Source organism: Rahnella sp. P4_A8 (genome assembly GCF_056402435.1).
Map to the genome: position 1 here is coordinate 47,783 of NZ_JBFUHK010000013.1, position 18,174 is coordinate 65,956.

Annotated in this window: 17 protein-coding genes; 12 read left to right on the forward strand and 5 right to left on the reverse strand. The window is 54.0% G+C overall.

Annotation, left to right across the window (positions count from 1 at the left end):
• Window positions 1–31 precede the first annotated feature (31 nt).
• From AC1DUO_RS09590 to AC1DUO_RS09610, 5 genes are all read left to right on the forward strand, one after another.
• The gene (locus AC1DUO_RS09590) at window positions 32–1,705 is read left to right on the forward strand and encodes a Na/Pi cotransporter family protein (protein WP_121019916.1); all 1,674 of its coding nucleotides are present in this window, start codon (window positions 32–34) and stop codon (window positions 1,703–1,705) included.
• A 31-nt stretch (window positions 1,706–1,736) separates the two neighbouring features.
• Window positions 1,737–2,102 carry a DUF2493 domain-containing protein gene (locus AC1DUO_RS09595; protein ID WP_013577721.1) on the forward strand — a complete coding sequence of 122 codons (366 nt, stop codon included), beginning with the start codon at window positions 1,737–1,739 and terminating at the stop codon, window positions 2,100–2,102.
• Window positions 2,103–2,283: 181 nt separating this feature from the next.
• Complete coding sequence (gene otsB, locus AC1DUO_RS09600; protein ID WP_013577720.1) at window positions 2,284–3,078, forward strand: trehalose-phosphatase; 795 nt, start codon at window positions 2,284–2,286, stop codon at window positions 3,076–3,078.
• On the forward strand, window positions 3,075–4,481 hold the full coding sequence (gene otsA, locus AC1DUO_RS09605; RefSeq protein ID WP_112197996.1) for an alpha,alpha-trehalose-phosphate synthase: 1,407 nt from the start codon (window positions 3,075–3,077) through the stop codon (window positions 4,479–4,481). Before otsB ends, otsA begins: the two co-directional genes overlap by 4 nt.
• Before the next feature lie 27 nt (window positions 4,482–4,508).
• Complete coding sequence (locus AC1DUO_RS09610; protein WP_013577718.1) at window positions 4,509–6,179, forward strand: alpha,alpha-trehalase; 1,671 nt, start codon at window positions 4,509–4,511, stop codon at window positions 6,177–6,179.
• Here the strand turns inward: AC1DUO_RS09610 and AC1DUO_RS09615 are convergent.
• Window positions 6,170–7,060 carry a LysR substrate-binding domain-containing protein gene (locus AC1DUO_RS09615; RefSeq protein ID WP_013577717.1) on the reverse strand — a complete coding sequence of 297 codons (891 nt, stop codon included), beginning with the start codon at window positions 7,058–7,060 and terminating at the stop codon, window positions 6,170–6,172. The genes AC1DUO_RS09610 and AC1DUO_RS09615 overlap by 10 nt on opposite strands.
• 107 nt (window positions 7,061–7,167) lie before the next feature.
• Here AC1DUO_RS09615 and AC1DUO_RS09620 point away from each other — a divergent pair, with 107 nt between their 5' ends.
• Together AC1DUO_RS09620 and AC1DUO_RS09625 are read left to right on the forward strand one after the other, a co-directional pair.
• Entirely contained in the window at window positions 7,168–7,893 is a 726-nt protein-coding gene (locus tag AC1DUO_RS09620; RefSeq protein ID WP_013577716.1) for a sulfite exporter TauE/SafE family protein, read from the forward strand.
• 3 nt (window positions 7,894–7,896) lie between these two features.
• Window positions 7,897–8,295: a YybH family protein gene (locus tag AC1DUO_RS09625; RefSeq protein WP_013577715.1), complete on the forward strand. Its 399-nt coding sequence runs from the start codon at window positions 7,897–7,899 to the stop codon at window positions 8,293–8,295.
• A gap of 43 nt (window positions 8,296–8,338) precedes the next feature.
• Here AC1DUO_RS09625 and AC1DUO_RS09630 read toward each other — a convergent pair whose 3' ends face one another.
• Window positions 8,339–9,328, reverse strand: coding sequence for a nitrilase family protein (locus AC1DUO_RS09630; protein WP_014416479.1), 990 nt, complete (start codon window positions 9,326–9,328; stop codon window positions 8,339–8,341).
• 114 nt (window positions 9,329–9,442) lie between these two features.
• On the opposite strand from AC1DUO_RS09630, the gene AC1DUO_RS09635 reads away from it, so the two are divergent.
• A complete protein-coding gene (locus AC1DUO_RS09635) occupies window positions 9,443–10,318 on the forward strand; it encodes a LysR family transcriptional regulator (protein WP_119262289.1) in 876 nt (291 codons plus the stop codon).
• Window positions 10,319–10,433: 115 nt separating this feature from the next.
• On the opposite strand, the gene AC1DUO_RS09640 is transcribed toward AC1DUO_RS09635, so the two are convergent.
• Complete coding sequence (locus AC1DUO_RS09640; RefSeq protein ID WP_013577712.1) at window positions 10,434–10,898, reverse strand: GNAT family N-acetyltransferase; 465 nt, start codon at window positions 10,896–10,898, stop codon at window positions 10,434–10,436.
• 193 nt (window positions 10,899–11,091) lie between these two features.
• On the opposite strand from AC1DUO_RS09640, the gene AC1DUO_RS09645 reads away from it, so the two are divergent.
• On the forward strand, window positions 11,092–11,487 hold the full coding sequence (locus AC1DUO_RS09645; RefSeq protein ID WP_013577711.1) for a YebG family protein: 396 nt from the start codon (window positions 11,092–11,094) through the stop codon (window positions 11,485–11,487).
• A 52-nt stretch (window positions 11,488–11,539) separates the two neighbouring features.
• Here the strand turns inward: AC1DUO_RS09645 and AC1DUO_RS09650 are convergent, their stop codons facing one another.
• Window positions 11,540–12,172 carry a helix-turn-helix domain-containing protein gene (locus AC1DUO_RS09650; protein WP_013577710.1) on the reverse strand — a complete coding sequence of 211 codons (633 nt, stop codon included), beginning with the start codon at window positions 12,170–12,172 and terminating at the stop codon, window positions 11,540–11,542.
• 134 nt (window positions 12,173–12,306) lie between these two features.
• Between AC1DUO_RS09650 and AC1DUO_RS09655 the strand changes: the two genes are divergently transcribed.
• Both AC1DUO_RS09655 and fhuE read left to right on the forward strand, forming a co-directional pair.
• Window positions 12,307–13,701 carry a M24 family metallopeptidase gene (locus AC1DUO_RS09655; protein ID WP_119262290.1) on the forward strand — a complete coding sequence of 465 codons (1,395 nt, stop codon included), beginning with the start codon at window positions 12,307–12,309 and terminating at the stop codon, window positions 13,699–13,701.
• Between the two features lie 221 nt (window positions 13,702–13,922).
• Window positions 13,923–16,133, forward strand: coding sequence for a ferric-rhodotorulic acid/ferric-coprogen receptor FhuE (gene fhuE / locus AC1DUO_RS09660; protein ID WP_477987158.1), 2,211 nt, complete (start codon window positions 13,923–13,925; stop codon window positions 16,131–16,133).
• Between the two features lie 68 nt (window positions 16,134–16,201).
• Here the strand turns inward: fhuE and AC1DUO_RS09665 are convergent, their stop codons facing one another.
• Window positions 16,202–17,536, reverse strand: coding sequence for a glycoside hydrolase family 10-like protein (locus tag AC1DUO_RS09665; RefSeq protein WP_477987176.1), 1,335 nt, complete (start codon window positions 17,534–17,536; stop codon window positions 16,202–16,204).
• Between the two features lie 279 nt (window positions 17,537–17,815).
• On the opposite strand from AC1DUO_RS09665, the gene AC1DUO_RS09670 reads away from it, so the two are divergent.
• Window positions 17,816–18,136, forward strand: a complete 321-nt coding sequence (locus AC1DUO_RS09670) for a metalloregulator ArsR/SmtB family transcription factor (RefSeq protein ID WP_013578301.1) — start codon at window positions 17,816–17,818, stop codon at window positions 18,134–18,136.
• Window positions 18,137–18,174 lie beyond the last annotated feature (38 nt).

Genomic DNA, 18,174 nt, shown 5'->3' on the forward strand with positions numbered 1-18,174 from the left:
ACAATGACAACCCTGAAAAAGGGGAGCCGCTATGTCTATGACCCACACTGTAACAACCATGACCTCCCAATCCGGCACTACGCTGCTGGTCAATCTGGCAGGCGCTATTGCGCTGCTGCTGTGGGGATCTCACATGATTTCGACCGCGCTGCAACGTGGCTTCGGCACACCGTTACGCCACTGGATGGGCCATCATCTGTCCAGCCGCTGGATGGCGTTGCTCGCCGGGATCGGTATTACCGGTTTGCTGCAAAGCAGCACCGCAGTCAGCCTGATGGCCACCTCTTTTACCGCCGCGGGCACGCTCAGCCTGGCGCCCGCGCTGGCGGTCATGCTCGGCGCAAATGTCGGTTCCACCCTGGTGGTGCAACTGATGAGTTTCAACACCGCGATCGCCATACCGTTGCTGATACTGAGCGGTTTTGTCGTGTTCAAAATGCGCGACCATTCCGGGTTTGAAAGTGCAGGCTGCGCGCTGATCGGCCTCGGACTGATGTTGCTGGCACTCAGCCTGCTGAGTGCCATACTCGGACACATCGAAAACACGGAAGTATTCAGCGCTGTGATGCAGGGATTAGAAGGCGATACGCTGATTGCCCTGATGGTGGCCATCATTCTCACGCTGGTGTGTCATTCCAGCGTGGCAGTGATTTTGCTGATTGCCTCACTCGCCGCCACGGGCGTGATGACGCCGGTGACCGCCATGGTGCTGGTGCTGGGTGCCAATATCGGTGGCGCACTGCCGCCGGTGCTGAACGCCGGTTCGGCGGTGGCGCGCCGTCTGCCGCTGGGTAATCTGCTGGTGCGCGGCGCGGGCTGTGTTTTCGCGCTGGCCCTGATGCCGCTGCTCAGCCATGTTGCCGCGGGTCTTGCGCTGACCACGCCGCAACTTGTTGTGTGGTTTCACACCGCGTTCAGCGCCGTGCTGGCCGGGGTATTTATCGGGCTGACCGGCCCGCTGGCCCGTGTGCTGGAAAGGGTTTTCCCGGAGGAACAACCTGCCGCTGATGCAGAAATGCCGGTGTATCTCGACGAAACCGGGCTTGATGTGGCTTATATCGGGCTTTCCAATTCAGTGCGTGAATCCCTGCGGCTGGCCGACATGCTTAACCTGATGCTCGAACGGCTGCGGACGTTATTCAAGACTGCAGATAATCAGTCTGCGGCTGAAATCCGCCGGTTAGATCATTCGCTTGACGGTCTGAGTGCGGCAATCCGCGCCTATCTGGCGGATTTAGGACAGGAAGGGCTGAGTGACAGCGATGCCGACCGCGCGCAGGAAATCCTGATGTTTGTGATTAACATTGAGCACGCCGGAGACATTCTTTCCACCAGCCTCACCGAGCTGGCGACACGCCGTGCCCGCCGCAATGTACCTTTCAGCGACGTTGAACTGCACAACATGGGTTTGCTGCACACGGAGATCCTGAACAGCCAGCGCCTGGCGGTCACCGCATTCCTGGGTGAAGATCTCTCAGCCGCGCATCAGCTGGTTTCGCGCAAAGAGGTGATCCGCCAGATTGAAGCCAGGGCAAGCCGCGAGCATTTCAAAAATCTGCGTGATGATAAAAATGCCTGGGCGGAATCCGGCGATATTTTCCAGCGTGTGCTGCGTGATTACCGGCGCGTTCATCATCATATCGCTGCGGTGGCGTATCCGGTGATTGATCGCCTGAGCGATGACGCCACGGACACCCGGAAGTAAAAACAAAATGATAAAAACAGAAGGATAGAACATGAGGGTACTGATTTGCGCGGGGCGCTTTTATGCAGATATCAACAGGGTACAACGGGCACTGGATGCGTTTTCGCAATCACACCCGATAAGCGTGCTGATCCACGGCGGACATCAGTCGCTGGGCGCGATGATCGAACGCTGGGCACGCACCGCCGATGTGCACATTGTCCGTTATCCCGCTAACTGGTCACTGCACGGTAAATACGCCGAAATACGCCGCAATCTCTTTATGATGAAAGACAGCCAGCCGGATGTGGTGCTGGCTTTTTCCGGCGGAGAGGACACGCAGGATTGCATAAAACTGGCGCAGCATTCCGGCATCAGTGTGATAGTCAATGCGGCAGAAACCGGCCCCGGTTCTTAACCCCCGGACGGGCAGCCGGCAGGGATTTTTTGCCGGAAATGCCCGCCTGACGCGGTCTGGATTAATCTGATAATCGCTGCAACTCTCCTGTTCAGAGCTATATTTACCTATTGATAATTCATTTCAGAGGTTTTCAACGCAATGACGCGTTGAGCTGTAACTCATTAAAAGGAGAGTCACTTTGACTGCAGAAATTCAGGAAAATACAACCGAAACACCGCTTCTCCCTGTATTGGACAGTCGCCAATACGCCTTCTTTTTCGATGTCGATGGCACACTTGCTGAAATCCGCGCTGAACCGGATGCCGTCACCATCCCCGCTGAAGTTCGTGATCATCTGCAAACGCTGTTTGCGGCCTCTTCCGGCGCGCTGGCGCTGGTGTCGGGGCGTCCGGTGGAACAACTTGATCAGTTGGTCAGCCCGCTGGTTCTCCCTGCTGCGGGTGTTCATGGGGCTGAAATGCGCGACGGTAATGGCACTCTGCACCGTGTCACCTTACCCGATGATGTGGCGCAGGAGGTGCAACAGACCCTCGAAGCGGGCATGGCCGCACTGCCGGGTACCTTGCTCGAAACCAAAGGCATGGCTTTTGCTTTGCATTATCGTCAGGCGATGCTGCATCAGCAGCAGGTATTAGCACTGGCTGAATCCGTGGTGGCAAAATTCCCTGAGCTTGTTCTTCAGCCGGGTAAATGCGTTCTCGAGATTAAACCCCGCGGAAAAGATAAAGGTGCAGCGATTTATACGTTTATGCAACAGACGCCATTTTCCGGGCGTATTCCGGTATTCGTCGGCGATGACCTGACCGATGAAAAAGGGTTCGAAGTGGTTAACGCCATGCAGGGGATCACGGTGAAAGTCGGCGAAGGTTCAAGTCTGGCGCATTATCGCGTCAAAACCGTTCGCGATGTTTACCGTTGGATCGAGGCGTTACAACGTCACACATTAACATTTAACAAGGAGTCTGAATTATGAGTCGCCTGGTGGTTGTCTCTAACCGAATTGCCATTCCTGACGGTTCCAAATCCGCCGGTGGACTGGCCGTGGGCATTCTGGATGCGCTGAAAAATACATCAGGCCTCTGGTTTGGCTGGAATGGTGAGATAAGTGAAATATCGGGCGAAGAAGAGGATGACCTGAATCTGATGGAAGATGACGGCATTACTTACGCTTCGGTTCCGCTTAATCAAAACGATTACGATCTGTATTACTGTCAGTTTTCCAATGCCGTACTTTGGCCAGCACTTCATTATCGTATTGATCTGGTGGATTTCCAGCGTGAAGCCTGGGACGGTTACTGCCGGGTCAATGACATGCTGGCGAAAAGATTGCAGCCGCTGATCAAAGCAGACGATATCTTGTGGATCCACGATTATCATTTACTGCCGTTTGCCGCTGCGCTGCGCAAACTCGGCGTAAAAAACCGCATAGGTTTCTTCCTGCATATTCCGTTCCCGACCCCGGAAATTTTTAATGCGGTGCCGACGCACGATGAATTGCTCAAGATGATGTGTGAGTATGATTTACTGGGCTTCCAGACCGAAGGGGACCGCCTGGCATTTCTGGATAATCTCAAGGCACTGACCGATATTGAAGATTGCGACGCGCATCAGCATCAGGCATTTGGCAAAACCTTTGCCACTGGCGTATACCCGATCAGCATTGCGCCGGAAAGCATAAAGGAAATGGCCGAAGGCCCGCTGCCACCGAAAATGGCGGCGATGGAACGTGAACTTCGCGAAGCGAAAAACATCATTTCCTGCGAGCGTCTCGATTACACCAAAGGGCTGCCGGAACGTTTTCTGGCCTTTGAGGCATTGCTGGAAAAATTCCCGCAGCATCGCGGTAAAGTGCGCTATTCGCAAATCGCTCCGACATCACGCGGCGACGTGCAGGCTTATCAGGAACTTCGTCATCAGCTGGAAACCGAGGTGGGGCGCATCAACGGTAAATACGGTGGCATCAACCAGACGCCGCTGTTTTACCTCAACCAGCATTTCCAGCGCAGCCTGCTGATGAAATTATTCCGTCTGACGGATGTCGGGCTGGTAACGCCACTGCGTGATGGTATGAATCTGGTGGCGAAAGAATATGTCGCCGCGCAGGATCCGCAAGATCCCGGCGTTCTTGTTTTGTCACAATTTGCCGGTGCGGCGAATGAACTAACGTCGGCGCTGATCGTCAACCCTTATGACCGTGATGACGTGGCGGCGGCGCTGGATAAAGCGCTGACCATGCCGCTGGAAGAACGGCTTGAGCGTTATAACGACATGATGGCGGTGCTGCGTAAAAATGATATTGCGAACTGGGGCGAAACCTATTTGCGCGATTTATACGCCATTTCGCCACAGGGAGAAAAAAACAACGCTGTCGCATAAACTTTCTAAGCAAGAGGCTTGCTGCATATGCAAAATGCGAATTACCAGACGAATGAAAACGCGCTGTTTGACAGCGAAAACGCTGATAGCGAAGAGACGCGTCTGAGCGAGCTCGAGCCCATTGAACTGATCCTTGACCGGATGATGGATGCGGAACCGGAGCCGGGGATGATCGAAGGTTTGCCGCCTTCTGATGCCTTAACGCCTGCCGACCGTTATCTGGAATTGTTTACCAGTGTGCAATCTTCAGGGCTTTTCGAGGACAGCAAAACCTTTCCCGACTGCCCGCCGAAAATGGATCCGCTGGACATATTGCTGCGTTATCGGCGGATAAAAAACCATCCGGGCTTCAACCTGAAACGATTTGTGGACGCGCATTTCTGGCTGCCGGAACATCGTGATGATGAATACGTCTCCGACCCCGGCGATTCGCTGAAAGAGCACATCGACAAACTGTGGCCGGTGCTCACGCGCCAGCCGGAAGACCACGTGCCCTGGTCGTCACTGATGCCGTTGCCCCAGGCCTATGTGGTGCCGGGCGGGCGTTTCAGTGAAACCTATTACTGGGATTCTTACTTTTCGATGTTAGGGCTGGCGGAAAGTGGCCGTAATGATCTGTTGCGCACCATGGCGGATAATTTCGCCTGGATTATCGAGATGTACGGCCATATTCCTAACGGCAACCGCACGTATTATCTCAGCCGTTCCCAGCCACCGGTGTTTGCGCTGATGGTCGAACTGTTCGAGGAAGACGGCGTGCGCGGTGCGCGGCGTTACCTTGACCATCTGAAAATGGAATATGAGTTCTGGATGGACGGCGCGGATTCTCTGGCGCCGAATCAGGCTTACCGGCATGTGGTTTGCCTGCCGGATGGCACGCTGCTCAACCGTTACTGGGATGACAGGGACACACCGCGCGATGAATCGTGGCGCGAAGATGTCGAAACCGCGAAACTTTCGAGCCGCCCGGCAAATGAGGTTTACCGCGATTTGCGTGCTGGCGCGGAATCCGGCTGGGATTATTCGTCGCGCTGGTTGCGTGACGGGCATCGTCTCGCCAGCATCCGCACCACGCAATTTATCCCGGTGGATCTGAATGCGTTTCTGCACAAGCTGGAAAGTACCATTGCCAATATTTCCGGACTGAAAGGGGATAAAGTCACCGAAACGTTATTCCGCCGGAAAGCCGAAACACGCCGCGAGGCCATCAACTGTTATCTGTGGGATGACAACGAAGGTTGTTTCCGTGATTACGACTGGCACCGTCAGCAAATGGCGCTGTTTTCCGCCGCCAGCGTGGTGCCTTTGTATGTCGGACTTGCCAGCCATTATCAGGCCGAACGTCTGTCAGACGCAGTGCGTACCCGCTTACTCACACCCGGCGGCATCATGGCGACAGAATATGAAACCGGTCAACAATGGGATAAACCCAACGGCTGGGCACCACTGCAATGGATGGCGATTCAGGGCTTTAAGCAATACGGCAATGATGTGCTGGGCGATGAAATTGCCCGTAACTGGCTGAAAACCGTGAATCAGTATTATCAGCAACACCATAAACTGATTGAGAAATACCACATTTCAGGCGACACATCCCGCGAAGGCGGCGGCGGGGAATATCCGCTGCAGGACGGTTTCGGCTGGACCAACGGCGTCGTGCGGCGGTTGATTGGTTTATATGGTGAGAATTACGACTGATTGCCGCATTCACCCTGGGCCACCAGCCAGCGTTCAAACGCCTGGTGGAGCAGGGTTTTCTGCACGCCCACTGGCGTCAGGGCGTGGTAATGGCAGGGCGCGACGGTAATCTGCGGGAACAGCGGTATCAGATTCCCGCGACGGATTTCCGCCGACAACGTACTGACCGGCCCCAGCCCGACGCCAATTCCTTCCAGCATCGCATGCAACGAAACGTGAAAATGATCGTAACGGCGAAAGCCGCTGACCGGCGGTTTCTCCAGCCCTGCCGCCGCCAGCCATAAATTCCAGTGTCCGGGACGGGTGAGGGTTTCAATGCGCGGACATTTCAGCACGTCCTCCGGCGTCTCCAGCGGAAAGCGTTTGAGCAGCGCCGGGGCGGCCATCAGGCAATGGGTATCAGCCAGAAAAGGGATCGCGGAATATTCCGTGGCACCGGTTTCACGACGGATCAGCAAATCGTAATGCCCCACAATGTGTAACTGCTCGGTATTGGCCGTAGAGATTTGCAGGTTTGCCTCAGGAAATTGCGTATAAAAATCATCAAGGCGAGGCAGCAGCCATTTCAGGCTCATGGTGGTTGGCACGCTGACATTGAACACGTTATTCCGCCCGCCATTACCGTAGCGCAGGGCGATATCCGACAGGGTATCGAACGCACTGCCCAGCTCGCGTGCCAGCGTCAGCGCATAAGGTGTCGGCACCCGCCGCTGGCCTTCTTTACGAAATAAATTCACCCCAAACCACTTTTCCACCCCCTGAATATGGCGGCTTACCGCGCCGTGCGTAATGCATAACTCCTGCGCTGCGGCGGTAAAACTCCCGGCATGACAGGCGACAAGAAAGGCGCGGAGGGCCGTTATCGGGGGAAGGGCATGCATGGTCGTTCCTTTTTAATCACGATTATGTGACTTTTTATCACGGGTTACGCCATTTCCTAAACGCTATCATCGCCCGCATTCCCCCTGAGAAAAGGAAATGTGACGTGATGTATGTGGTGATTGCTCTGACGGGCATACTGGCGGGTGTGATCAGCGGCGTTGTCGGCACCGGCGGTTCCATCATGCTGTTGCCGGCGCTGACGTATACTTTCGGCCCGAAAACTGCGATTCCGGTGATGGCGATTGCCGCTATTGTCGGCAATATCTCCCGCGTGCTTCTCTGGCGCAAAGACATCAACATTCGGGCATTTTTGCTGTACGCCATGCCCGGCATTCCCGCCGCCGTTCTCGGCGCAAATACCCTGTGGGAAATGCCCGCCACGCTGTCGAATATGTGTATCGGCGCGTTCTTCTTGTTGCTGATCCCTTTGCGTCATTACGCCCGTTGCCGGGCTTTTACCCTCAGCAGTGCGCAACTGGCGATGGCAGGCGCGCTGACAGGGTTTCTGACCGGTGTGGTATTTTCAACCGGCCCGCTGACCATTCCGGTTTTCGCCGGGTACGGGCTGGTGAAAGGCGCGCTGCTGTCCACCGAGGCTGCCGCCTCGTTCGCGATTTATTTCGCCAAAGCCTCAGCGTTCAGCGTGATTGGTGCAATGCCGTGGCCGGTGTTTTTGAGCGGCTTGCTGGTGGGTGGCGCACTGACGACAGGGATGCTTATTGGCAAAAAATTTGTTATTAAGATGTCAGAGACATCCTTCAACCGCCTGATCGACATCATGTTATTTCTGGCGGGTATCTCTTTACTCTGGAACTCAGCAAAAGGACATTAACGGATGAGTACACACCCGATCCGCCAGGTTATCGAAGCCTGTGACAAAGCCATATCCGTCAGGGATTTTGACGCACTGATGGCGCATTATGCCGAAGAGGCGGCGCTGGTAATTAAACCGGGCATGATTGCCCGCGGCAAAACCGACATCCGCAAAGCCTTTATCGCCATCTCGGATTATTTTCAGGATCAGCTGGTGGTAGAACAGGGCGAAATGCAGGTGATTGAAGGGGCAGAGGATGCGCTGGTGATCATGGAAACGGTGCTGCATTTTCCCGACGGACAGGGCGGAAAGGTGACCACTACCCGCCGTGCCACCTATGTTTTCCGCCATGAACCGGACGGTCGCTGGCTGTGTACCATCGATAATTCATATGGCACATCGCTGTTGGATCAGGAATAAGGCTCCGCAAGGAGCCTTTTTCGCTTCATCAATCCACGGTGATTTAGCGTTTTGGGAGCCCCGGTAATTCCTCAGAAAAACGTGCAGTCATTGCATCCCGCTCATAGCCCTGATATTCAGTCAGAATATGATACAAATCGGGTCTGCGGCCTGCCATCCAGCGCCTGCCGGTACTCATCGGGATCAGCGATAAATCCAGATCCGCGCTGACCATCGCATCCGCAGCAACCCAGGTTTCATCGACGATCCGGCCATAAGGGTCGAGGATCATCGCGTTACCGGTGCGTACTTCATCATCATCGGCACCGACGCCGTTACTGAACAAAATAAACATGCCGTTATCGTGAGCGCGTGAGGGCAACCAGCGCATCAGCCATTCCCGGCCGCTGGGACCTTTAAACGCTGCGGTAATCTCTTCTTTGCGTTCAGCACGCTGCTGCCACAATGCCAGCGGTATCGGTTTCATGCCGTGCGGGCTGCGTGAATGTGTGCCGCCGGTCTGATGCGGTGCCAGTAAAATATCTGCACCCAGCAGGGCGGTGGCACGGGCATTTTCCACCAGATTGTTGTCCCAGCAGATGAGGATCCCGACCTTCACGCCCCAGGGGGTCCCGAACACGGTATAACTGTCGCCGCAACTGAAAGCCTCATGCTCAAAGGCGTGCATTTTGCGGTGGATGTGTAACGAACCGTCAGGCATGCAGGCGGCGTAGGCATTATACAGACGCCCGTCAGCGGCACGTTCGATAAATCCGGCGCCAATCAGCATCTGATGTTTCACGGCCAGCGAGCGGATCAGCGCAACAGAGGGGCCGGTGTCGGCTGGCTCCGCCAGTGCCTGAACGCCAGCAGCATCGAGTTTGGGCACGTGCCAGTAACCGGTGATACACATTTCCGGAAAGGCCAAAATATTGACGCCTTCAATAGCCGCTTTTTCGATAAAACGCTCCATAATTAACAGGTTATATTTTTTGTTACCCGCCTGATGCTGAAATTGAATGACCGCTGCTTTGAGTGTTTTGGGGTCCGACATGATCTTCTCCATACGTCTTCAGGGATTTCGGTTGACGCTGGTATTAGAGCAATGCGACTGATAACTTTATAATGAAATGATTTCCAAATCTGATAACCCAATGGAATATATAAAGTGAACACACGTTTGCTCAGGGCTTTTGTCACACTGGCTGAAAAAGGGAATTATGCGCAGGCAGCGCAGGCGCTTTCCGTTTCACAACCGGCACTCACCAAACAGATCAATCTGCTGGAATCGACGCTGAACGTGGCGCTTTTTGCCCGCGGACGACAAGGCAGTGCGCTGACAGCCGCAGGCCAGCGGCTTTTGCCGGAAGCGGAGAAAGTATTGCGACAAATGGCCGCGTTTATGCAACATGCCAGCCAGGTTGAAAAGGGGGGAGAAGGGCTGCTGGCTGCCGGATTCGGCCTGTCGAGTTTCATCCTGGCGCCACAATGTATTGCGAAATTCCGCGCAGCATATCCCGGCGTGGATATCACGCTGGAAGATCTGCCTTCCGCGCAGCAATACGACATGCTGCAACGCGGGGAACTGCACATTGGTTTTGTGCGTGTCCCGCCGCCTGCACCGCTCAGTTACCACGCGCTGTTTGAGGATAAACTGGTGCTGGTGGTGTCTGAAGATAACGGCGAGGATATGAGTGAAAGGCTCAGGAACCGTCCGTTACTGCGTTTGTATACTGAGCGGGCGGGGGGGCTGAATGCGCAGACAGACCGTTTTTTACAGGAGAATCTGTTTCATGTTTCATCGGTTCAACTGGCGGAGGATATCCAGACTATTGTCGCACTGGTAGCGGCCGGGATCGGCGTGGCGTTGCTACCCGAAAGCGTCGTGCATATTGCGCCGCCGGAGCTGAAAATACTTCCGCTCACCGGCCCTGCGACGCGCTGGCAGGTGGGGATTGCATGGGACGCCCGGAATGAAGATGTCATTCGCGATAACTTTGTGCGGATGGTGACTGAAAATCTCAAAGCCGCTGCCTGTATATAGAACGGTCCGGAATGTGGCCCGCGCCATCAGGCCGACGGCGATGAGTTCACCAATGCGAAAGACCCTGACCAGAATTCAGTTTCTGTTTCCAGCCGTGCGTTCAGGAAAGCCTGAACTACCCGTCTTTGTTCAGGTAAATTCCTGGCCGGGTGATGACCCAGGTGTAGTCAGGTTCGTTAACCGGTGTGTAACCAAACTTTTGATACAACCACGGCGCGGTAGAAGTAAAGAGTGCCATCCGGCGAAGTTTTGCTGTGACCGGATGCGACTGCACACATTCGATCAGCCATGCGCCCAGATTTTTCCCCTGATAATCTTCCAGCACATAGACATCACACAGGTAAGCAAAGGTGGCGTAGTCCGTGATAAAGCGGGCGTAACCGATCTGTTTTCCGTCGTCGAACAACCCGAAGTTCAGGCTGTTTTCTGCGCCAGCGCGCACCGTCTGTTCGTCAATGCCCGGCGCCCAACTTGACCGGGTCAGGTAGGCGTGAATTGCCGGAATATCCAGTTTTTGAAAATCGGTAGTGATCAGATAAGTGTCTTTGGTCCAGTTGCATACAGCTTTCAGGTTTGTCACGGGAACCTCACAAGTTCGTTGAAAACAGGTCGTTTTCTACCTTACCGGCTCACGCTGAGAAATTCACCCGCGTTATAGTTGCCAGGGTATGTGCCCGGCCTTTGACGCGCCGCACTATAAAAATCAGGCCGGATGATGTATCCTGCACTGATTATTGGTATGCTGTATATAATTACAGTATAAGGAGCGAATCATGGCTGTTGAAACAAAATTTGTTGTGGTCAGAAAAGGTGAAGAGAAAATGACTTTTGCCAATAAGAAAGAAGCAGACGCTTACGACAAGATGCTGGACATGGCGGATGCTTTTACTGAATGGCTGTTACAGAGCAATATCGGGATGGATGAAGCACTGGCGGAAAACATTGCACTTCACCTCGCCGAGCAGAAAGACACCGTCCAGCATATTCTGCGCACCAGCAAATTGCCGGAAGCAGAAATCGCACACCAGCCCGCTGCTGAAACGCCAGCAGAAGCAGAAGCAGAAGAAGTGGTCGCAGAAAACGTGGCTGCTGAAGAAAATGCTGCCGAAGAAAATGTTGCCGAAAAACCTGCCACTGCCAAAAAAGTCCGTGCGGTAAAAGCCGCGTAACTGAGAGAACAGCGTGCGTAACGGCACGCTTTCTTCCCCCCTGATACCACGCTCAGTATTTCAGTGGCAAACGGATCACTTCTTTCAGAATACCGTTGTGGAGCCTCACATATCCCCCCTGTTTCAATTGTGAAAGCACTTTCATGATCGTGCTGCGTGAAAGGTGCGTCTTAAGCTGAATGTAATGGGCAGCAGGAATATTTTCGCGTATTTCCGGCGGTTCTTTCATGAGTTCCATGAGCTGGTGGCGCAGAATTTCATAGGATGTTGGTGCCGTCAGCATTGTGCTTTTGACATAGAGATTGTTGGTCATCCTGAAAAAGTGCTTTGCCATTGGCTCCCACAACTCCAGACGATCAATCAGGGCATGCATCTCCGCCACGGTGGAGACGGCAATCTCAGATTCATCCTGCGCCTGAATAAACATTCTGGCCTCTGAGGGCACCGCACCGCCAATACCAATGATGCCCGGCACTGACAACGTGCCTATCAGCACAGGTTCGTCGTTATGAAAGGTTTTAAACCAGCCTTTGCGAATGAAATAACAATAAAATTCCCCCCTCTCATACAGATGGAAGCGCGAGCCCGCGGGGACAGTACGGAACTGGAGATAGGGAATAAGTTCGGCAAATAGCTCAGCGGTAGCCTGACTGAGGTCTTTGCCCTTATCACTCTCGGTAACCATCGTTATTAACCTCGTCAGGCAGCAACAGCAGGGAATTACCTTAAATTTAGCAGAGTTCCCTGTCCGGTGAATGCGGCCTTAAGAGGCCGTTTGGGGCATAATCCTCTTTCCCCCGCCATGCAAAAGGACACGCAATGAAAGCTGAACATGAGTATTCACTGAAAACCCTCCCGGCTCCCGCGACTTACCCTCACATTCCCACCCCGGTATTATCCGATGAAACCATGGCGTCACGCCTGCGTCATATCCTTCACGCGATGCAACAGCATCAGCTCGACAGCCTGGTGATTTATGCCGACAAAGAACACGGCGGCAATTTCGAATATCTTGCGGGTTTTATCCCGCGCTTTGAAGAAGCCTTGCTGGTGGTGCGCGCGACCGGTGAACTGACTTATGTTATGGGGAATGAAAATCTGAAACTGGTTCCCCATGCGCGCAACGCGGGTCGCTGCCTGCATGCGCCGGTGTTTTCCCTGCCCAACCAGCCGATGAAACATCATCAGCCGCTGCACGATTTGCTTAAATCTGCCGGTATTGCTGACGCGCAGCACGTTGGCATTGCAGGCTGGAAACTGTTCAGATGTGACCCTGTCACGGATAAAACCACCTTTGATGTGCCCGCGTTTGTCCTCGACGCAGTCCGAAAGGCCGCGGGCGTGGCTGGAGATGTGGTCAACGCCACCGGTCTGTTTACCTCGCCAGAAAATGGTGCGCGGCGGATTAATACCGCTAATGAAGTGGCGTTTTATGAATACGGCGCCAACCTGGCCTCCACTCAGGTGCTTGCGGCGCTGGATACGATTGCACCCGGCAAATCAGAAAAAGAAATCGGTCAGTTACTGGCAGGAGAAGGCCAGCACGGGAACGTGATTATGATTGCCGCGACGGGCGAGCGTTTCGCCCATGCGAATCTGTATCCTTCCGACAAAACTATCCGGCATGGCGATAAGTTTTCGCTCACCGCCGGATACAAAGGAGGCCTCACCAGCCGTGCGGCGTATGTGGTGGCGGCGGAAAATGAATTACCGGAAGAGGTTTCGGACTGGTTGCAGCGGCTCGCGATACCCTATTACCACACGGTAGTAACCTGGCTTGAAGCACTGCGCATCGGGCTGACCGGCGGCGAGCTTTATCAGCTTGTTGAGCAAACGCTGCCACAGAGCATCTATCACTGGCATCTCAATCCCGGCCATCTGGTTGCAGATGAGGAGTGGTTGTGTTCTCCGGTATACGGTGGCTCAGTGATCCCGTTTGAAAGTGGCATGTTGTTTCAGATTGATATTATTCCGTCATTACCCGGCTATGGTGGCAGCAGCATCGAAGATACGGTAGGGCTGGCAGATGAATCACTGCGAAAAGAGCTGGAAACGCAGTTCCCGGAGGTCTGGCAGCGTATGGTCACCCGTAAAAAATACCTGACGGACGTGCTGAGTATTCGCCTTTCCGAGGACGTGATTCTGCTTTCCAATACTGTCGGTTACCTGCGGCCTTTCCTGCTGGATAAGTCGCGGGCTTTGGTGCGGACGTAAAGCAATTTGCCTCATCATTAAACCCGGTGAAGTTCTTCGCCGGGTTCTTATTTTCCTCTGAATTTTTTTGCATTCATAATTTGTTACTTATTAAGATGAATCCTCTGCGCGACAGGGTTAATGTTAATAATTACTATTCACATTCTCATTTCGAGCTGTTCTGGTTAAAACAATAAATAGAAACAGACTCGCCCTTAAAAAAATTGCTATGGGAATGTGTTATGTCTTTGAATGGCAGGGTATATGACGTGCAGCAGGGTGCGTTAAAGGTAAGAAAAACATTTACGGTTTCCACACTGGCGCTGGCGATTTTTGTTCTGGTGAATCCGGCGCAGGCCGCTGAAACCGGCAGTGGGACGACAGGCACCGCGAATACCGCCGCATCCGGCTCGCAGCAGGATATGGTGATTGAAGGTTCGGCGACCGCCGCTGCCAGCGACGGGCAGGATTACGCGGTCAAAACCACCACTGCGGGCACCAAAATGAACCTGACGCCGCGCGATATTCCGCAGTCGGTCAGTGTGATCACCAAACAGCGCATGCAGGATCAGAACCTCCAGTCGGTGGGGGACGTGCTGAATAACACCACCGGCATCTCGACGGAAGTCATCGACAGCGAACGCGTATCCTATTTCTCCCGCGGTTTTTACATCAATAATTACACTTACGACGACATTCCAACGTCCGTCAGCGACACCTGGAACTTTGGTGATGCCGCCGAAGACACCGCGATTTATGACCGCATCGAAGTGGTGCGTGGCGCCACAGGCCTGATGACCGGGGCGGGCAATCCGGCCGCCTCTGTCAACATGGTGCGTAAACACGCCGACAGCAAAGAATTCACCGGCGATATCAGCGCCAGTTACGGAAGCTGGAACAAACAGCGTTACGTGCTCGATGCTTCCGGCCCGCTGAATCAGGAAGGTTCGGTGCGCGGGCGCGTGGTAGCCGGTTATCAGGATCAGGACAGCTGGCTGGATCGCTATCACAAGCGTAAAAAATTCTTCTACGGCGTGGTGGATGCCGATGTGACCGATAACACCACCGTGTCGCTCGGTTACGATTATCAGGAAAATAACACCGGCAACCCGACCTGGGGCGGCCTGCCAACCTGGTACACAGACGGCTCGCGCACGCATTATGACCGCAGTACCAACACTTCCGCCGACTGGACGAATTATGCTATTCAGTCGCGTAAAGTGTTCGCCAACGTTAAACATGACTTTGATAACGGCTGGACATTCCGTGTAAACGGCACACATGGCGAGCAAACGTTTAATGATAAATTGCTGTATCTGATGGATTTCCCGGATCACACGACGGGCACTGGTCTCAGCGGTTTTGGCAGTAAAGACCGTGGCACGCGCAAAGTGGATTCCCTCGACACTTACGCCACCGGGCCGTTTGAACTGTTTGGCCGTCAGCACCAGATGGTGGCTGGCGTCAGTTACAGCCGCCAGCACAACCAGACTTACAGCGCAGACGGTTCTCTCGACAGCGACACAATTGGCAGTTTTGGCAACAGCTGGAACGGCAATGTCAGCGAGCCGGAGTGGGGAGACTGGTATCTGAATGCGGACGATGTCATCCGCCAGAAAGCCGGTTATTTTGCCACCCGCTTCTCACTGGCGGATCCGCTTTCGCTGATCGTTGGCGCACGTTATACCCAATGGAGCACCAATGGCAGCAGCGGCAGCATGAGCAAGAACAACATCACGCCATACGGCGGTCTGGTGTATGACATCAACGACACCTGGTCGGCATACGCCAGTTATACGTCCATCTTCCAGCCGCAGACTGACCGCGATATTAACGGCCATTATCTGTCCCCAACCACCGGGAAAAATTACGAAACCGGGCTTAAATCCGCGTGGATGGACGGTCGTCTGACCGCCACAATGGCAGTATTCCGTATCGAACAGGATAACGTGGCACAGGAAGATGGCAGCAATTACGTTAACGGCTCCAGCGAGCAGGCGTATGTCTCGGTCAGCGGCACCGTCAGCAAAGGCGCTGAGTTTGAGATCAACGGCGCGGTGACCGACAACCTGCAAATGACCTTTGGTGCGACGCGTTATGTCGCGAAAGACGAAACCGGCAGCCGTCTCAACAGCAATATGCCGCAGACCCAGCTGAAATTGTTCAGCCGCTACCAGCTACCGATGATGCCGGATCTGACCGCCGGCGGCGGTGTAAACTGGCAGAACCGCACCTTCCAGGATGCCACCGGGCCGGACGGCGAAACGCATCGTGTATCGCAGGGCAGCACCGCGCTGGTGGACCTGTTCACGCGTTATCAGGTGACAAAACAGCTGTCCGTGCAGGCCAACATCAACAACCTGTTTGACCGCACGTACTACTCGTGGCTCAGCGATTACGCCGTTTACGGTGAACCGCGCAATGTCTCGGTCAGCGCAAATTACACGTTCTGATATGAAGGTTTAACGCGCAATAAAAAAGGCACCGCCTGCGTGTTCAGGCGGTGCCTTACTGTCTTATTTCAGCTTCCCCAGCGGCTTTTCAGGTAACGGACCGCGTCCAGCGTCTGCGGCTGGTTGAGGTAGTTTTCGCGGAACAAAATCGTGCCGTTAATTTGCGGTACGGATTCATTCATATCGAGCTGTTTCTTCAGCTCCGGCACGCCGCCGCTGACCATCCAGTCCGGTTCATTTTTGGACGGTTCACCCACTTTGTACAACGCCACACCAATGTAGAGCCGCGTATGTGTGGGCTTGACCACATTTGCCCACCAGTTTGCCAGCACGTCATAACGCGCCGCCTTGCGGGAGAATGGCCAGTACAGTTGCGGTGCAATATAATCGAGCAAACCTTGTTGCACCCACAGGCGGGTATCCGCATAGGCTTCATCGTAAGCCGCTGCGCCGGAAGTTTGTGAACCTGCCGGATCATGCGACACGTTACGCCAGACACCCGCCGGACTGACGCCAAATTCCACGCCTGGTTTCAGCTGTTTTATGGTGCGTGAAACCTGCTCAATCAGCATCTGGGTATTGTGACGCCGCCAGTCGGCTTTAGAAGCGTAACCCTGACCGTACTTCCGGAACGTCAGGCTGTCATCCAGCGAGGAACCCGGTGATTCGGAATAAAAATAGTCATCAAACTGCACACCATCGACAGGATAACGCGCCACCACTTCCGCCACGATGCTGGTGATCCAGTCGCGCGCCTCAGGAATACCAGGGTCCACCACGAAACGATCCCCGGAGGTTCGGATCCAGTCGCGGTGCAGCACAAACACGCTGGCAGGGTGCAGTGGCAATGTCTGATTCAGTTCCGCCACAGTCGAAGGTTTGGTGTTCACAGACACACGGTAAGGGTTAAACCACGCATGGACTTTCATCCCGCGCTTGTGCGCTTCATCGAGCATAAACTGCAACGGGTCATAACCCGGATCCTGACCAATTTTACCCGTCAGCATATCTGACCACGGCAAAATTTTTGAAGGCCAGAACGCAGTACCGTCAGGTTTTACCTGGAAGAAAACCGTATTGATGCCCAGACTTTTAAGCTTATCCAGCTTGGCAGTCAGCGCTTGCTGCTGCTGGCTGATGCGCAAAGACGCACTGCCAGCATTCACCGAATTAACCGGTGGCCAGTCGAGGCGGGAAACGGTCGCCAGCCAGACGCCGCGCACGGGTTCATGACTCTGCACAGGTTGACCAGGAAGAGGGTGCTTCGCCACTGGCGGCAGCGGCGTCACCAGTGATTTTGGCGGTGTCGAGGCACAGCCAGCCACCAGTAACAGCGCAAAAGCCACAACGGCACCAGGGTTTTTGACGGCGGTGACGCAAGGAAAATGACGGGAAAAAGCGATGATAAACTCCGGTGATGTCTGGTCGTCGCGCGAAAAGAAACATTTTCTTATTATTGAAATTAAAGTCAATCACTCATGCACTTAGCGCTGACGTCAGCGCAATCTGCAAACCTGCCAGGATTCCGATTTCTGGAATCTGATATTATATTTAACATAATCATGATTATGCGCACCTAAAGCAGGCGCCATATTTCCCTGAGTTCATTTCTGAAATCTGTGCTTTGAAAGCCATCATATATGGATTAGCATATGTTTTACTAATCCACAACGGGACTCAATATGTTACAGCCTGCGCAGCTTTTTAAACTGCTTGCCGACGAAACGCGCTCGACTATTGTGATGCTTCTCAGGGAATCAGGAGAACTTTGCGTTTGCGATATCTGTGCCGCAACAGCGGAATCACAACCCAAGATCTCCCGTCACATCGCGCTGTTACGTGAAGCCGGACTGGTCACAGACCGCCGGGAAGGAAAATGGGTACATTACCGCCTCTCACCACAAATGCCTGCATGGTCAGCGGCGATTATCGATTCTGCATGGAACTGTGACCGCGAAAACATACGCCGCAAGCTGAATAATAAGTCACCGGTTTCATGTTAAAACCATAAACACATTCACTATAAAAAATATGTAGGGAG

Excerpts from the sequence above, each read along its gene's own strand:
- AC1DUO_RS09590 (WP_121019916.1), top strand. The coding sequence starts at position 32 with ATGTCTATGACCCACACTGTAACAACCATGACCTCCCAATCCGGCACT.
- AC1DUO_RS09595 (WP_013577721.1), top strand. The coding sequence starts at position 1,737 with ATGAGGGTACTGATTTGCGCGGGGCGCTTTTATGCAGATATCAACAGG.
- otsA (WP_112197996.1), top strand. The coding sequence starts at position 3,075 with ATGAGTCGCCTGGTGGTTGTCTCTAACCGAATTGCCATTCCTGACGGT.
- AC1DUO_RS09610 (WP_013577718.1), top strand. The coding sequence starts at position 4,509 with ATGCAAAATGCGAATTACCAGACGAATGAAAACGCGCTGTTTGACAGC.
- AC1DUO_RS09615 (WP_013577717.1), bottom strand. The coding sequence starts at position 7,060 with ATGCATGCCCTTCCCCCGATAACGGCCCTCCGCGCCTTTCTTGTCGCC.
- AC1DUO_RS09620 (WP_013577716.1), top strand. The coding sequence starts at position 7,168 with ATGTATGTGGTGATTGCTCTGACGGGCATACTGGCGGGTGTGATCAGC.
- AC1DUO_RS09625 (WP_013577715.1), top strand. The coding sequence starts at position 7,897 with ATGAGTACACACCCGATCCGCCAGGTTATCGAAGCCTGTGACAAAGCC.
- AC1DUO_RS09630 (WP_014416479.1), bottom strand. The coding sequence starts at position 9,328 with ATGTCGGACCCCAAAACACTCAAAGCAGCGGTCATTCAATTTCAGCAT.
- AC1DUO_RS09645 (WP_013577711.1), top strand. The coding sequence starts at position 11,092 with ATGGCTGTTGAAACAAAATTTGTTGTGGTCAGAAAAGGTGAAGAGAAA.
- AC1DUO_RS09650 (WP_013577710.1), bottom strand. The coding sequence starts at position 12,172 with ATGGTTACCGAGAGTGATAAGGGCAAAGACCTCAGTCAGGCTACCGCT.
- AC1DUO_RS09655 (WP_119262290.1), top strand. The coding sequence starts at position 12,307 with ATGAAAGCTGAACATGAGTATTCACTGAAAACCCTCCCGGCTCCCGCG.
- fhuE (WP_477987158.1), top strand. The coding sequence starts at position 13,923 with ATGTCTTTGAATGGCAGGGTATATGACGTGCAGCAGGGTGCGTTAAAG.
- AC1DUO_RS09670 (WP_013578301.1), top strand. The coding sequence starts at position 17,816 with ATGTTACAGCCTGCGCAGCTTTTTAAACTGCTTGCCGACGAAACGCGC.